This window comes from Desulfosporosinus paludis, from assembly GCF_045689965.1.
Lineage (GTDB): Bacteria > Bacillota > Desulfitobacteriia > Desulfitobacteriales > Desulfitobacteriaceae > Desulfosporosinus > Desulfosporosinus paludis.
In genome coordinates, this window is record NZ_CP144211.1 from 209,616 (window position 1) to 224,247 (window position 14,632).

Annotated in this window: 13 protein-coding genes; 3 read left to right on the top strand and 10 right to left on the bottom strand. The window is 39.4% G+C overall.

The features are described 5' to 3' along the window. Positions 1-126 precede the first annotated feature (126 nt). Together VZF35_RS01000 and VZF35_RS01005 are read right to left on the bottom strand one after the other, a co-directional pair. Complete coding sequence (locus VZF35_RS01000) at positions 127-1,230, bottom strand: NrtA/SsuA/CpmA family ABC transporter substrate-binding protein (protein ID WP_407310154.1); 1,104 nt, start codon at positions 1,228-1,230, stop codon at positions 127-129. Between the two features lie 77 nt (positions 1,231-1,307). Next, positions 1,308-2,060: an ABC transporter ATP-binding protein gene (locus VZF35_RS01005; RefSeq protein ID WP_407310155.1), complete on the bottom strand. Its 753-nt coding sequence runs from the start codon at positions 2,058-2,060 to the stop codon at positions 1,308-1,310. Positions 2,061-2,303: 243 nt separating this feature from the next. On the opposite strand from VZF35_RS01005, the gene VZF35_RS01010 reads away from it, so the two are divergent. Then, entirely contained in the window at positions 2,304-3,206 is a 903-nt protein-coding gene (locus VZF35_RS01010; protein WP_407310157.1) for a LysR family transcriptional regulator, read from the top strand. Here the strand turns inward: VZF35_RS01010 and VZF35_RS01015 are convergent. The 3 genes from VZF35_RS01015 to VZF35_RS01025 are packed head-to-tail and all read right to left on the bottom strand — an operon-like array spanning position 3,199 to position 6,787. Further along, positions 3,199-3,528: a thioredoxin family protein gene (locus VZF35_RS01015; protein WP_407310159.1), complete on the bottom strand. Its 330-nt coding sequence runs from the start codon at positions 3,526-3,528 to the stop codon at positions 3,199-3,201. The genes VZF35_RS01010 and VZF35_RS01015 overlap by 8 nt on opposite strands. A gap of 14 nt (positions 3,529-3,542) precedes the next feature. Next, complete coding sequence (gene trxB / locus VZF35_RS01020) at positions 3,543-4,775, bottom strand: thioredoxin-disulfide reductase (RefSeq protein ID WP_407310161.1); 1,233 nt, start codon at positions 4,773-4,775, stop codon at positions 3,543-3,545. Positions 4,776-4,798: 23 nt separating this feature from the next. After that, on the bottom strand, positions 4,799-6,787 hold the full coding sequence (locus VZF35_RS01025; RefSeq protein ID WP_407310163.1) for an alkaline phosphatase family protein: 1,989 nt from the start codon (positions 6,785-6,787) through the stop codon (positions 4,799-4,801). 321 nt (positions 6,788-7,108) lie between these two features. Here VZF35_RS01025 and VZF35_RS01030 point away from each other — a divergent pair, with 321 nt between their 5' ends. Beyond that, a complete protein-coding gene (locus VZF35_RS01030) occupies positions 7,109-7,753 on the top strand; it encodes an MBL fold metallo-hydrolase (protein WP_407310165.1) in 645 nt (214 codons plus the stop codon). Positions 7,754-7,838: 85 nt separating this feature from the next. Next, entirely contained in the window at positions 7,839-9,206 is a 1,368-nt protein-coding gene (locus tag VZF35_RS01035) for an 8-oxoguanine deaminase (RefSeq protein WP_407310167.1), read from the top strand. A 541-nt stretch (positions 9,207-9,747) separates the two neighbouring features. On the opposite strand, the gene VZF35_RS01040 is transcribed toward VZF35_RS01035, so the two are convergent. The 5 genes from VZF35_RS01040 to VZF35_RS01060 all read right to left on the bottom strand — a co-directional run bounded on the left by VZF35_RS01040 (position 9,748) and on the right by VZF35_RS01060 (position 14,532). Then, a complete protein-coding gene (locus VZF35_RS01040; protein ID WP_407310169.1) occupies positions 9,748-9,885 on the bottom strand; it encodes a hypothetical protein in 138 nt (45 codons plus the stop codon). Between the two features lie 71 nt (positions 9,886-9,956). Further along, the gene (locus VZF35_RS01045; protein ID WP_407310171.1) at positions 9,957-10,961 is read right to left on the bottom strand and encodes a phosphodiester glycosidase family protein; all 1,005 of its coding nucleotides are present in this window, start codon (positions 10,959-10,961) and stop codon (positions 9,957-9,959) included. Between the two features lie 265 nt (positions 10,962-11,226). Next, on the bottom strand, positions 11,227-12,108 hold the full coding sequence (locus tag VZF35_RS01050; RefSeq protein WP_407310173.1) for a chemotaxis protein CheV: 882 nt from the start codon (positions 12,106-12,108) through the stop codon (positions 11,227-11,229). A 260-nt stretch (positions 12,109-12,368) separates the two neighbouring features. Further along, positions 12,369-13,049: an SOS response-associated peptidase gene (locus VZF35_RS01055; RefSeq protein WP_407314866.1), complete on the bottom strand. Its 681-nt coding sequence runs from the start codon at positions 13,047-13,049 to the stop codon at positions 12,369-12,371. A 115-nt stretch (positions 13,050-13,164) separates the two neighbouring features. Next, on the bottom strand, positions 13,165-14,532 hold the full coding sequence (locus tag VZF35_RS01060; protein WP_407314868.1) for an aldehyde dehydrogenase: 1,368 nt from the start codon (positions 14,530-14,532) through the stop codon (positions 13,165-13,167). Between the last annotated feature and the right edge of the window lie 100 nt (positions 14,533-14,632).

Below are 14,632 nucleotides of genomic sequence, written 5' to 3' on the forward strand. Positions count from 1 at the left end.
CATCATTCGTTACTCTAGTTTAGAAGATGGTTGTTACAGGTAAGGACCAACATATCTCTGCTCAAGAAGTGGAGGTGAGTGATCATCACTTCCACTTCTTTGATTAACATTTTATTTTAGTTACAATTACTTAATTAACCCTTGGCTTTTGCCTAAGTTTTTCAAGAAAGTCGTATTGAGATAATCAAATTTGACGAGCTGTTCTCTTTCTTGAGGGGTAAATTTACCACCTGCCGTAAAGGCAGCACTGGCATCGCTTAAAAGGCTTTCGATTCTGCTGGGCCCTTTCGAATTATCAAACCAATCCAACTGGGCTTTAAGGTCATACGTAAGGTGCTTTTGCATATCAGTTTGAGCGAGCTTCTCGTCCCAAGTAAGAGCGCTCCATTCCTTAAGATATTTACTGTATTCTGTGGAAAGAGTCGCTTCATTCTTCTTAAGTTCAACTTCTTTTTTCATATAAGCGTCCAGATATTTTTCGACCAAATCAGGGTGTTGGTCACAGAACTTTTTCGTTGCAACAATAAAAATTACTGCCGGAGCCTTGGCTGTTGAGGCATCGGCGACAACTTTCCATCCTTTATCAAATCCGGTATAGGTGAAGGGGGACCACATGACTGCCGTATCTCCTTTTCCACTTGCAAAGGCAGACAGCATTTGAGGTTGTTCCATATTTGTGATGTGAACATCCTTTTCTGTAAGACCCAAGGCTTTGAGATAATTAATCAATAGCACTTCTCCGGTTGTAACAGTGGAAACGAAGACGTCTTTTCCCTTGAGGTCTTGCGGTGTACCATAAACCTCAGGATATTGCGTATTGAATCCTTTAGTTTTTAAAATTGGACTATCTGGCCGAGCCAAAATGGCTGTCGCCAGAGATTCGTCATCGGCGATACCGATGATTTGTAAATTATATTTTAAAGCACCGACCATTGCCGGAGCAGGTCCAATCTGGGCAATGTCAAACTGATCTGAAGCTAAAGCCTCAATTTGTTGCGGACCGGAATCAAAGTAAGTCATCTTTAACTGAAAGCCATTTTTCGCTTGATCACCTTGAGCTAATTCCCAAGCGGGCCACGTATCGTAAGCACCTTGTAGGGCAGCCCTTATGACAGGAGTGTTTTGTGCCGTTGAGTTTGTCGTTGTGGCTGTATTCCCGCAGCCGACAGAAACGAGAGCAAATACGATGATGACTAAAATGGTTATCGTACCTCTAAACTTTCTGTTCAAACAAATCCCTCCATTCGTTAAATTTTGCACAAAAATAAATACTGATTGACATTATCCTCCTTTCTGTTCGTTTTCAATTACCACCATCTGATTAACTCAGTGACACGCTTTCTTAGTTCAATAAATGAGGGATCAAGTGGATTTCTAGGCCTTGGCAAATCAACATTGATCTCTGATTTAACCGTTGTGGGTTTAGTGCTTAAAATCAGGATCCTTTCTGCTAAGTAAACAGCTTCTTCAATGTTATGCGTAACAAAAATAACCGTGTTTTTAAATTCGCCCCAAATTCGGATAAGTTCGTCTTCCAAGTAATAACGCAGTTTAACATCGAGCTGACCGTAAGGTTCATCCATCAGCAGGAGATCCGGGTTAACTGCAAAGGCTCGAGCGACCGCAACCCGCTGCTCCATGCTTGAGGAAATTTGGTTAGGATAAAGATCTGCACAATCAGCCAAACCAACGAGCTTCAAAGTTTTTTCCAATCTGCTTTTGGCCTCTTCCTGGGGGGTTTTTTTGATCTCCATACCATAAGCCACATTTTGTCTGACAGTTCGCCATGGCATACAAGAAGGCTCTTGAAAAACAAACGAAATATTATGTTTTTTTGGATCGGCGACTTCGCCGTCAATGTATATATTCCCTTTAGTTGATGGAATCAATTTCGACAATAGATTGAGAAACGTCGTCTTCCCACAACCTGTTGGACCAACAATACAAAGAAATTCCCCTTTGCCAACTGTAAAATTTATATCGTCGAGAACAAGCAAATCACCAAATTGTTTCGTCAAATTGGTCACAACAACCTTTGGTTTAGAAGGTTCAACAGACAATATTCCCCCTCCTTTCTATTTAAATTAAATAATCTTATTTTGAACCTCGGCTGCCTTTTGAACTAAGAGATTCAATAAAGAAATTGATGCAATTCGTATGCCAATAATTATGAGAAGGTTATTATTTATGGTTATACTTAGTGTTCTTTCTATATCAAACAAGTTCTAACATAAAAAGGGTTTTACCTTAATATGGAGAATAATAAAACTGAGCGAGAGATAAAGAATTGAGGTTCACTAGATATGAGGCTAGAACAGTTGATCCATCTGGTAGAGGTTGCTAAGTATAAGTCCATATCTTTAGCGGCGGAGCATAATTATATATCACAACCGGCTATCAGCTCATCAATTAGTAAACTTGAAGATGAACTTGGTACTATCCTCTTAAAACGGACGACTCAAGGTGTTTATCCTACGGAAGTGGGAGAAACTATTATTAATAAGGCCTTAGGAATTCTGGAAGAAATCAAAGAAATAAAGCAAATTGCCAATTCCTCTATACTGACAGGTCATGTTTCCGTTGGGATGATCCCCAGCATGTGCAATAAAATTATTCCTTGCGTCATAGCGGACTTGAAACTACGCCAGCCTAATATTGAAGTGGATTTATTGGAGGAAGAATCCATTGATATCTTTCAAGGAATTCAGTCTGGTAAAATTGATATTGGAGGTGTCATTCTCACTCAAGAAATTCAGGGAAAAGATATTTGCAGCGAGGAGTTATTTCATGATGAATTTTTAATCTACGTTGGGAAAAAATCGCCACTCGCTGAAAAAAAATCAGTTTCCTTAGAAGAAGCCCTAAAATATCCAATTGTCGCCTACAATAACGAGTTTAGAAACAACGGCGGAATCTCAAGTATCCTTAAGGACTATGCTATTCCCAAAGTCTCCTTTAGATTTTCCAATTTTGAAATCATCAAAAGAGTTATTTCTGAAGGAATAGCCATTTCTTTTTTTCCTAAATTTATGGCAAAAGATGACGCCTATTTCAAAACCGGTGAAGTTATTCCCATTTACATCAATGATGTTAAATTAGAAATGACGGTTGGCTTGATCTGGTCAAAACGGTTTCCAATTTCCCTGGCAACTAAAGAATTTATCAAGACCCTCAAACTAACTTGTCACAATACCATCGTTAAATAAATTGATTAATTTTCTCCATAAGTTCTTCCTTTGTGGACAGACCTCCAAATTTATACTTAACTTCGCCTTGACTGATCAAAAGTAAATTTGGTATTCCCTTCAATCGAAAACGCTGAAACAGGGGTTTGTTTTGATCGACGTCAACCCAGAACCCATTAATTTTACCCTTATAATTGGACAGGGTTTCTTCAACTGTTGGCAACAGCTCTTTACAAACATGGCATCGTTCAGCACCGAAGAAGACCAACGATGGTATGCTGCTATCAAAGGTTACTCTGTCAAATTCACTGGCAGAAATACTCGTCAACAAGTCTTGATCCATGAATATCTCCCCTCTCACCTAGTTAGGTGCTCAAGGAGCAATTGTTGGTAAGCAATTGCTCCTACTTGGTAAGGATCACTGGGAAACTCTTGACACACCTCTCCCTTAAGTAATAAGAGAACTGAAGGGGCCTTTTGGATATTGTATTTTTGAGCAATCCCCTTTTTGCGAGACATGTCTACTTTTACCAATTGAACCTTACCATCTAATTTAGCTACAATCCCTTCTAACAAAGATAATAGGCTGAGACCTTGAGCATCGGTCGGATACCAAAAGAACATCAGCACAGGCTTGGTGGAATTTAATACCCGTTCTTTAAAATCTGCCTCTTCTGCAAGATACCTTTCTGCAGCAACAGCAGCTATAGCTCCGTCATTTGCCGCCGTAATTACTTGCCGCAAATATTTAACCCTGGCGTCTCCAACAGCATAAACACCTTTAATTGATGTTTCCATCAGATCATTGGTAATGATATACCCTGCTTCATCCTTCGCGATCTTATTTTGTAGAAATTCTGTTTGCGGAACCATTCCTATATAGATAAAAACACCATCAGTTATAAGATCGCGAGAAGTTCCTGTTTTGATATTCTTGATAGTGACAGATTCGACCTCATCATGTCCTTGGATTTCTGTTAGAACTGAATTCCAAATGAATTCAATTTTTTCATTTTGGAAAGCTTTTTCCGCGCTTACTTTATTGCAATCGACATTCCCTTCATCGTGGATTACAATGACAGTCACTTTACTTGCAAACTTCGTAATGAAGATGGCTTCTTCAAGCGCCGCGTCTCCATTGCCAACAACTACTACTTGTTGGTCTCCAAAAAATTCGGCATCACATGTAGCGCAATAGGAAACACCTCTACCCCTAAATTTCTTTTCTCCAGGGATATTTAACGAACGGGGTTGGGACCCGGCAGCCAAGATAACAGCTTTCGCTGTGACTTGACTGCCTTTTTTAGTCGTAAGATACTTTGTTTCTCCCTCTAATTCAAGATCCAGAACCTCATCTTTGATAATTTCTACCCCAAATCTTTGGGCATGGTTCGTCATGGCCTTCATTAATCCTGGTCCGGTGGTATTCTCAAAAAATCCGGGAAAATTAGCAATTTCCCGTGTGGAAAAAGCTTGCCCACCCAACACAGCTTTCTCGATAATTGCTGTTTTCAACTTTGCTCGTGATCCATAGATTCCTGCTACAAGTCCTGCCGGGCCACCACCAACTATGACAAGATCGTATTCCATCCTATGTCCCCCATTGCTCGCATCTATTCCTCCAGAGCTTGGTAAATCACACCGCCTTCAACATTTTCCGGCATCGAAGCTCCAGCCAAATGACATATTGTCGGTACGATGTCAACCACTCGAACAACCCGGTTGTCAATAGAGTAACCTTTTTTAACACCGGCTCCAGCCATCATAAAGAGACACTTGCATGAGTAACCGTTCAAGGTTTGATTACTGAATCCATTGCCGTGAGTCCGGCTAAAATCATCTTCCAGAATGTACAATATATCCCCACAGTAGGGACCTCCTAACCCTAGAGCTTCCATATCGATTTTATTCAAGGCAACCTTGATGATTCTTCGGCCCGTCTTTGGATCTCTGTAACTATACAAATCAGAAATAATATCCCGGACTAATTCTTCATATTCTTCCGGTTCGACAATTCCCTGAGGATCACGGCCCTTAAGGTTGATATAAATGTACATAGCCCTTTGGGCAACGGCTTTGCTATTCTCCCAATCAATTTGCAGCCCGCCATTAAACTCTTTCAATTTTGTATAGCCTAGCTCAGACATAACTCCGACGTTCATACCCCACATGTCACCAATTAATGGATACTCATATCCTGCTTTCCTCGTGATGGCAGCATGATCGGAAGCTATGACCACTGAAGTGTTTTCATCAACATGTTTTAGGAATTCCCCGACGTAATGATCGCTTATTTCATACATTTTCGTAATTAACTCAATGTAGCGTTCGTATTCGGAGGAATTTTTCTGTAAAGTATAATCCAGGTAATAGTGGTTAAGCATATCAATACCGTGAATATGGCTATAGACTAAATCCCACTCTTTATTTTTAAGCAAATAATCAAAAGCAGCTTCATGCCATTTGTAATAATCAGCCATGGATTCAATGACTATAGTATCTGCGGTTACATTATGCCGATCATAATTTGATGGCTGCAGCATCGGGCCTACATTTTCTACAAGCTCGGCGCATAGTTCGTTAGGATAGAAATATTTGTCTCCTTTAAGATCTTGAGCAAAAGAATAGTAAAATTCTAGGCTGCTGCCGTCTGGATTTAGTTTTGTCACCTTGATTTTATAGGCAATGGGCCGTTTTTTCCCATTGATTAAGTAAGTGTCACAAATAAACTCGCTCCATTCATTCACTCGTGCTTCACCAATTGGCCATTCATCATTTTTATTGACATAAATCTGAAGCTTATTATAGGTTTGGCTATCCTCGGCAATGATTAAACCAAAACGTCTTGTTTGGCCGCTGTTTACCGGTAAGACAACCTCTTTAGCTCCTTGAGGGGCATTTTTCCATCCTGATGCAGGTTTAATCGGTGTCTTGACCTTATCGCATTTTGCTGCATCCGCCTCTTCTTCACTCCCACCTTCTTCTGTTATAAGCCCAGGTGCCGAATAGCCAAACCCATCGAGTGCTTTAATCTGCGCCTGTTGAGTACTAACCTCCCCTTCAACCCGACAATCTGTGCCGCTGTTATCCACTTGGTGTGGGATTTCCTCAATGGGAAAATCTCCTTCCACACAGTTAAAATATTTTTCATAATCGTTGTAACCGCGTAGATTTGTAAAAATACTGGTTCCGTCAATGAAAATTGAATTTTTACATCTTGGAGGCCATGAAGTGGGGTAATTCATCATAATGCTTTTTTTTCCGGCTCTTTCAAACGCTTCCCAAATGAATTCGGCATGACACAAGTTGGAGTCCCATCCATAGTCAAGAATATCCAAAGGGTTTCCAGGGGTATGGTTCCAAAAGCAGGTAATTCCATGGGTGTTAGGCCAAGCACCTGTGGCAAGGGAAGCCCAGTTAGGAGGAGTAATGGTTGGTAAAGCACCTTGCATTCCATGATCACGAGTTGTAGTACCCATTTCTGTGATTTTTTTAAAGTTTGGCAGCCTTCCCTCAGCGATAAATCTCCTGATTAGCATAGGGTCGGCACCGTCAAGTCCAATAAAGATTACTTTTTTGGCTTTTCCAAAGGATAATGACATTTTCTTTCCTCCTTTTATTATAGATATTTAAAAAATTAATTTTTAGCGCAAGTGTATTATTTTAATTAATAATTTTAACTATTTAAATTAAAATTTATTTTAATGTAAAATAGTTTATTTATATTAATCATGATACTACAACTCTGATTTAGTGTAAAATTACACAAATTTATATGGGATATAACTTTGTGATTTTAATTCAAAGATCAAACATTCATTTCTTTGGCAAGCGTTGACAGCTGGTCCGCTGACCGATAAAATTATTTACAACGTTGTTTGCTTGAAATTCCATAATTCTAATTTCAAAGAAGAGGTGAGAAGATGAATATCGACTGGCTAGGTCACTCCTGTTTTCTTTTTACGAACCAAGATGGCCTAAAAGTTCTGACAGATCCATTTAATGAGAAGGTTGGGTATCCGATGCCCCACATCGAAACTGACATTGTCACCGTGAGCCATCACCACGCGGATCACAATTATGTACAAGTACTCCGCGGAAACCCTCAAGTTGTCGACGGAGAAGGTGCGTACAACATTTCCGGTCTGCCGATACAAGGCACCCCAACATTCCACGATGCCGTACAAGGTGCAAAGCGAGGCAAGAATACTCTCTTTTCTTTCGAGATGGATGGTCTGCGAATTGCGCACATGGGGGACCTTGGACATCTTTTAACTCCAGATCAGTTAACTGACATTGGGCATGTCGATATCGCCTGTATTCCCGTCGGAGGATTCTACACCATCGATGCGGAGCAAGCTTATCATGTAGTTCAGCAACTCAATCCCAAAATCGTTTTGCCCATGCACTATAAATTAGACGAAACGATTTCTCTGCCAATTGACGGGATCGACCATTTTCTTGAACGCTTTGCTAATGTTAAAAATTCAAAAACTCTGGATATAACTTTGGCTTCCTTACCTCAGACTCAGCAGGTTGTCGTTTTAGAACTCTTTTCAATTGAATAATGAATGAAATAAGCCCAAAAATGTGCCTTAAAGTGTCGAGTTAACCACTTAAAATACTCAAATATTTGTTAAAGGTGGTTTCAAAATGAAGACACTATGTTTGAAAAACATTAGCCGCATTTACTCTTTTAATGACAGAGACGAAATACTTGAAAACTGCAGCATACTAACTAATGGTTCAAAGATTGCAGCTATAGGAAAAGATATCTCTTTTTCAAACGAAACAGAAGAAATAGACTGCACCGGGCTTGTTGCCCTGCCAGGTTTTGTAAACACACACCATCATTTGTATCAGACCTTATTTCGTGGAATTGCAGAAGTCCAGGAACAGCCTCTTTTCCCCTGGCTGATTGGACTTTATGAGTTTTGGAAAAATATAACTCCCGATGCGGCATACTATGGGGCTATGGTTGGTTTTAGCGAGCTTTTAAGAACGGGCTGCACTCTTACCTCTGATCATCATTATATTTTTCCAAGTAATCAGCCACAAACACTAATCGATGACCAAATTACTGCTGCTCAGGAAATAGGCATTAGATTTCACGCAACTCGTGGCTCCATGTCTTTAGGCAAAAACCATGGCGGGCTGCCTCCAATGTCTGTTGTTCAAACTGAAAGCGAAATTTTAGAAGATTGTCATAGATTAGTGAGTAAATATCACGATAATCATGATTTTTCGATGGTTAGAATAGCCTTTGCACCTTGTTCACCTTTTTCTGTGACAAGAGATCTAATGCTTGAAACAAAGGACTTAGCGAGAAAGCTTGGAGTGATGATGCACACTCATCTTGCCGAGACGCTGGATGAAGAAAAATTTTGTCTAACTAAATATTCCAGAAGACCTTTTGAACTTATGGAAGATTTGGAATGGGTTGGTCCCGATGTTTGGTATGCTCATGGCATTTTTTTAAATGATAGAGAACTATGCAGCCTCCAAGGGTCTGGTATAGCTCATTGTCCTTCATCAAACATGAAACTTAATAGCGGCATTTGTAGAACTAGTGAAATTGTTAAAGCTGGTGGAAAATTAAGCATTGCTGTCGATGGAAGCGCTAGTAATGACGGTTCTAATATGTGGGAAGAAATTAGAAGAGCATATTTATTAAATCATTTGAAGTATGGTACTGGTGGTTTAAATGCTTATGAAATACTAAAGGTGGCTACCAGAGGTGGAGCAGACGTACTTGGAAGGCTTGACACTGGTCGGCTGGATGTGGGCAAGGCTGCTGACATAATATTATTCGATTTAAATAAAGTAGAATTTGCCGGCTGCCACGATCCTTTAGTGGCTCTGGTATGTCTTGGAAATTCTAGCTTCACCAAAATGACGATAGTCAATGGCAAAGTAATTGCTAAAGACGGTCAAATCCTCACAGTAAATTGTGATGACGTTTATAAAAAGGCTCATAAACTTGCGACAAATATTGTTGCAGTTGAAAGACAGAGAAGATAATTCAGATCGGCAATAAATAAGCTAGAGAGACTCATCTGTCACCGTTAGCTAAAAAAGAGCGCGTCGCAAAACTACTTTTTAAGTAGTGAGCGATGCTCCCCTTTTTTTTAGTTGGAAGAACAATTCTAAAGTATTTTCCTTTCCTCTTAATTTGGGTATAGCAAAATAAGCCCTCTCCGTTTAAGGCTTTTTAGGTATCTTTTTTAAGCTGTTTTGAGTGGATGAAATATTATGGGTTAATCTATCTTAAAAATAAATAATTGAGGCATGCTTGGAACGAATATGGAATATTGGAATAAAATGTAATATCTTCTTATGGATGGAGTGATATTATGTTTGGATTCGGATTCCCATTCTTCGGCTTCCCGTTCTTCGGGTTCCCATTCTTCGGATTTCGTCGTCGTTTCTGGTGGTAAAAAGTTTAATATTGGTCTAAGAAGCGTTCAAAAAGAGCCTCAATGAAAGGGGCATTGCTCCACGAACTACTCAGTTCGTTTTGCAACACCCCCTGGTCTTTTTTTTAGCTAGAAATCGAATCAACCTAAATTTTAGGATCATTTTTACTACTTGTTTGATATTCGCTCTCTTCTGGAGTATAAGGGGTATAGTATAAATTTGAATAAGGATCACACCGGGCTATATACGATAGCATTTTAGAAAATGATGTTCTAAAAGACATTTTATCCCCTCCCAAGATTTGTTATACTTTAATCTTTACCGTAATCATTAAAGTATGCAAATTGGCGTCATTTATTTGGGCATAACTACGAAGGCTGTAGGGATATAACGTTCACCAAAAATATCGCAAAGTTTATTCTTGACCTCACCATCGCAAACTAATTCGGAGGACGAGCCGCCGTCCAGATTGACAGCATTCACGGCGTGATAATCTTTGAAAACGTTCATTAAGTCACTTAATGCAGCTCCATTGCTCCACAACGGTTGGCGTCCATCTATAACCACAAATATTACAGTTCCATCGGCAGTTTGACCAATCCCTGTGCGCGGAGCCATTCCCCATCCACCATCTCCTGTTATCAAAAGATTCCCGCCTTTGATAAGAAATGGATAAAAAGTGACAGCTTCTTGAATTCCTTTTGTTATAACTTGATCTACATTTAAGTCTTCGAGATTTAGCTGACCTTTTTCATCGAAACCGATAATACTTTGGGTTTTGTTGTCCACGTTATTATGAACGATTTGACCATTATGCACTGTAATTCCATCGGGAAACGCGCCGTTTCCCTTGCCGTCAGGATCATAAAAAGCTCCAGCGTTAATCCCCGCTACGGCATGGGCATCACTGACTAATGCGGTCACTCTTTCACCTGCTATCCCTAACTGGTTCGTCACAGCTACTTTGACTCGTTTTGGATCTTTTACTACCATTACCTTGCCTTTATAAGTCAAACCATAATAGTTTTTTCCTTGGATATCTTCAATGGTAATGTCATCAGTAGAATTGCTGGTTGAAGTTTGGCGATCAATATTTGAATTAGAACTAGCATTATTATCGTAAGTATGCATGGTTTGATTTATCTCTTCTTCGGTTAGAAAAAACCGAACGAATTGCGGGTGACGTGAATTTTCGACTGAACTAACCGCGATAACTTTTAAAGCCTGAAAAGGCCCCCAAAATAAGACAAACGGTGTGAGCAATACTGACAAAATAATATTATAAATTATAAAGGCGAAAAGCATTTTGGGCTTGAGTTTTTTATTTAATGTTACATTCAATTTTTTAGCTTGATTCATAAATATCTCTCTTCTCTTGTTCAATTCCTATGGAGTACAATTAATGTCATGAAATTGTTTAGGATTCTTAGCTCATCCAATCTATAATAATAGTATAGATTCTTCATAAGTTACTAAATTCCTCCATCTTATAACCAAAAAGTGCCTTGTTTCATCAAACCAAATAATCTGAGGCTCAATACAAGCGAATACCCTCCCAACGTTAAAATAACGTGAGAGGGTATTTGTGTGCCTGATCGTTGTTTAGACCATGCTGATAATTGTATTATGAAACCATTCGCTTGACACTTTTTACCAATTCAACGAGTTTATCTATTTCAGGTTTGGTAATTTGGGCATCGGCACCTACACTTAAACCTTTATGCATAAAGCTCTCGTTAACAATTGAAGAAAATAAAATGACAGGTATCTCCTTTAATTTACTATCGCTTTTTATCTGCTTTGTAAGAGTAAGTCCATCCATAATTGGCATTTCAATATCGGTAATCACACAGTATATTTCATCGATTGAGCAGGATTGAAGATAATCTAGAGCATCCTTGCCATTACTGAATGTTTCAACCGTAGCCCCTCCTTTTAATAAAGATTCATTCACCACTTTTAACAGGAAAGTAGAATCCTCCACTACGACAAGTTTTTTCCCCTCTAATCCTCTTGTTTCCTTTGGCTCTTTTAAAGCTAATGAAGGGTTGATATCTGCCAGTATTTTTTCCAAGTCAAGCATTAAGATCATTTCATCTGAACTGCCCTTAATGATCCCTGTTATAAGTGTTTCGCTATTACTTAATAGAATCGAAGAAGGCAGATCAATTTCTGACCAAGATAGCCTTCTGATTCCTATCACGGAACTAACTTCGACTGCAAAATCAGTGTTATTAATGTGAATTATAATTAGTAACCTTTCTTTAGGAGCTATTACACACTTTTGCCCGAGAGTGGTTAATAGATCTAAAACTGGTATAACTCTTCCTCTATGGTTAATTAGACCTTTAACATTCGAATGAGAATTCGGAACCTCAGTTGTAGTCTGATAATTGATAATCCTTTCGACCTTTGCAACATTTACTCCTAAAATACTGTCTCCAACTTTGAAGATCAAAATTTCCAATTCATTCGTGCCACTTTCCAATAGGATATCTTCTTTCAAAAATAAATCCTCCCTAAAATGCAATCTTACTAATCGGTATTTCTTAGTAATATTAGTCGTTATAGTCTTAATATATTCCAAATTGTAATCCTATCCTAATTACCCATCTCATTACACTAAACCTGACATAGAAAGTTGTGCCATTTGGGCCAGTATCAAAATTAATTTTAGCATCATGTCTCTTAGCAATACCCTTATGATGGATTGCATTAGATAACACTTAAAAAGCCATCCGGAAATCGGCTGGCTTTTTCAACACCTTAAAATAAGCTTTGTACTGGAAACACGCATTCAGGTCCATCATAGCGTGAAGAATTGACCAAGGATGATACCTCGTAGGCAACCATCTGTTCCGCTGGAAAAGGTGTCAACAAACTTTTTATTTCTCGGTTGAAGGTTACCCCCTCATCCAACCAAAAGGACTCCATATCCTGTGGTAATATAACTGGCATTCTATTATGGATTGGCTCTAGCAACGTATTGGGCGCCGTTGTAATGATCGTACATGAGCTTATCGTTTGACCCGTAGGGGACATCCAAGAATCCCACAAACCGGCAAAGGCAAAGGCAAAGGGCCTGCCGTCTTGCAGTGTGATTCTATATGGTCTCTTTATACGTCCTTCTTTTTTCCACTCGTAAAATCCATCTGCCAGGATTAGACAGCGCTTTTGTGCTAACAACCTGTTAAAACTAGGTTTTTCCTCTAAGGTCTCCGCGCGAGCGTTGATCAATTTGTTCCCAATGCTCTCATCTTTAGCCCAATTGGGAATCAAGCCCCACTTAAAAAAATGTAGTTGGTTGCTTCCATTTTCATGGATCACCACAGGGACTGGTTGAGATGGAGCAATATTATAGCGTGGCAGAAAATCAAACTCAAATTGAACAAGACCAAAACGTTCGATGATACCAACGAGTACTATCAAAGAAAATCGACCACACATTTGGCTTCCGACCTCTCTTAGAGACATGATAGTTCATGTCTAATGTCAGTTCCCCAATACGAACCCGAGTTATTTCTTCATAAATTCCGCATGAACAGTTTGGAGCAGCTATGTTTTATCCAAATAACTTTTTAAAAACATTCAGCTTATTCCCGTAAGGCGGGTATCTAAGTTTTATGTCAATCAGATTTGATTTTTTGAGAATGCTTTTGGTATGTGTAAACGTATCAAAACTCCATTTTCCATGATAGCCGCCCATTCCGCTTTCACCAACTCCTCCAAAGGGCATATAGGATGTGGCAAGATGAACGATCGTATCGTTAATACACCCGCCTCCGAAAGATATACTCCGGACAATTCTTGTTTCAACCTTCTTGTTGGTAGTAAAAAGATACAAAGCAAGTGGCTTAGGGCGACTATTAACCGATATAATAACCTCAGAAATATCCGAGAACTCCAAAATAGGCAAAACCGGGCCAAATATTTCTTCCTGCATGATTGGAGCTTCCCATTGTATTCCGTCTAGAATCGTTGGTGCGATACTAAGAGTTTTTTCATTAAACTCACCACCTGCGACAAGCTCCCCATTGTTTAAATAATCTCGAATCCGCCTAAAGTGCTTCTCGTTAATAATCTTCGGAAACTCTTCATTTTCGCAGGGACACTTCCCGTAAAATTCCAATATGTACTTCTTCAAGCACTTAATCAGCTCCTTTTTCACTTCTTTATGGACCAGAAGATAATCCGGCGCAACACATGTCTGTCCAGCATTCAGAAATTTGCCCCAAACAATTCTGCGGGCAGCGAGGTCGAGATTTACCTCTTTGTCAACAATACATGGACTCTTTCCTCCCAGTTCCAAAGTGATTGGTGTAAGGTTTCTGGAGGCAGATGCCATCACAGTTTTTCCTACTGAAACACCTCCGGTAAAAAATATGTAGTCGAATTTTTCATCCAGTAAGGCTTGATTCGCATCTCTTCCGCCTTCTATTACCGCGATAAAGTTTTCTTCAAAGCATCCTAAAATCTTGGCAATTATAGCTGATGTAGCAGGTGAATACGCGGATGGCTTTACTACAGAACAATTTCCTCCTGCGATGGAACCTATCAAGGGCGCGAGGGTAAGCTGAAACGGATAGTTCCATGGTGACATGATCAGAGAAATACCATAAGGTTCGGATATTCGATAACATGTAGACTTAAAATGCATGATGGGTGTATTGACCCTTTTGGTTTTAACCCACCGGGGAAGTTTTTTTATCGCGTAGTCAAGTTCTTCTAAAACCATCCCTATTTCCGTCGCATAAGCCTCGAAAGCAGATTTATTCAAATCACTTTTTAATGCATCTAAAATCTCCTCTTCGTGTTCACGGATCGACTTTTTCAAAACCTTCAGGGCATTTAAGCGGAAGGTTAAATTTAGTGTTTGACCATTATTAAAATAAGTCCTTTGATTATCAATAATTTCTTTAATACCTGGCATCTCTTCAACCCCTTCTATGATTTTATACCTACCCGCCATAGTCCCCGTCCCTTCTCACAGCCAAATAGATTTTTGAGAGTAAGCGAAGGCTATACGATTT

Coding starts and splice junctions, on each gene's coding strand:
- VZF35_RS01055 (WP_407314866.1), bottom strand. CDS start 13,049: ATGTGTGGTCGATTTTCTTTGATAGTACTCGTTGGTATCATCGAACGT.
- VZF35_RS01015 (WP_407310159.1), bottom strand. CDS start 3,528: ATGGATCAAGACTTGTTGACGAGTATTTCTGCCAGTGAATTTGACAGA.
- VZF35_RS01025 (WP_407310163.1), bottom strand. CDS start 6,787: ATGTCATTATCCTTTGGAAAAGCCAAAAAAGTAATCTTTATTGGACTT.
- trxB (WP_407310161.1), bottom strand. CDS start 4,775: ATGGAATACGATCTTGTCATAGTTGGTGGTGGCCCGGCAGGACTTGTA.
- VZF35_RS01045 (WP_407310171.1), bottom strand. CDS start 10,961: ATGAATCAAGCTAAAAAATTGAATGTAACATTAAATAAAAAACTCAAG.
- VZF35_RS01060 (WP_407314868.1), bottom strand. CDS start 14,532: ATGCCAGGTATTAAAGAAATTATTGATAATCAAAGGACTTATTTTAAT.
- VZF35_RS01035 (WP_407310167.1), top strand. CDS start 7,839: ATGAAGACACTATGTTTGAAAAACATTAGCCGCATTTACTCTTTTAAT.
- VZF35_RS01030 (WP_407310165.1), top strand. CDS start 7,109: ATGAATATCGACTGGCTAGGTCACTCCTGTTTTCTTTTTACGAACCAA.
- VZF35_RS01010 (WP_407310157.1), top strand. CDS start 2,304: ATGAGGCTAGAACAGTTGATCCATCTGGTAGAGGTTGCTAAGTATAAG.
- VZF35_RS01040 (WP_407310169.1), bottom strand. CDS start 9,885: ATGTCTTTTAGAACATCATTTTCTAAAATGCTATCGTATATAGCCCGG.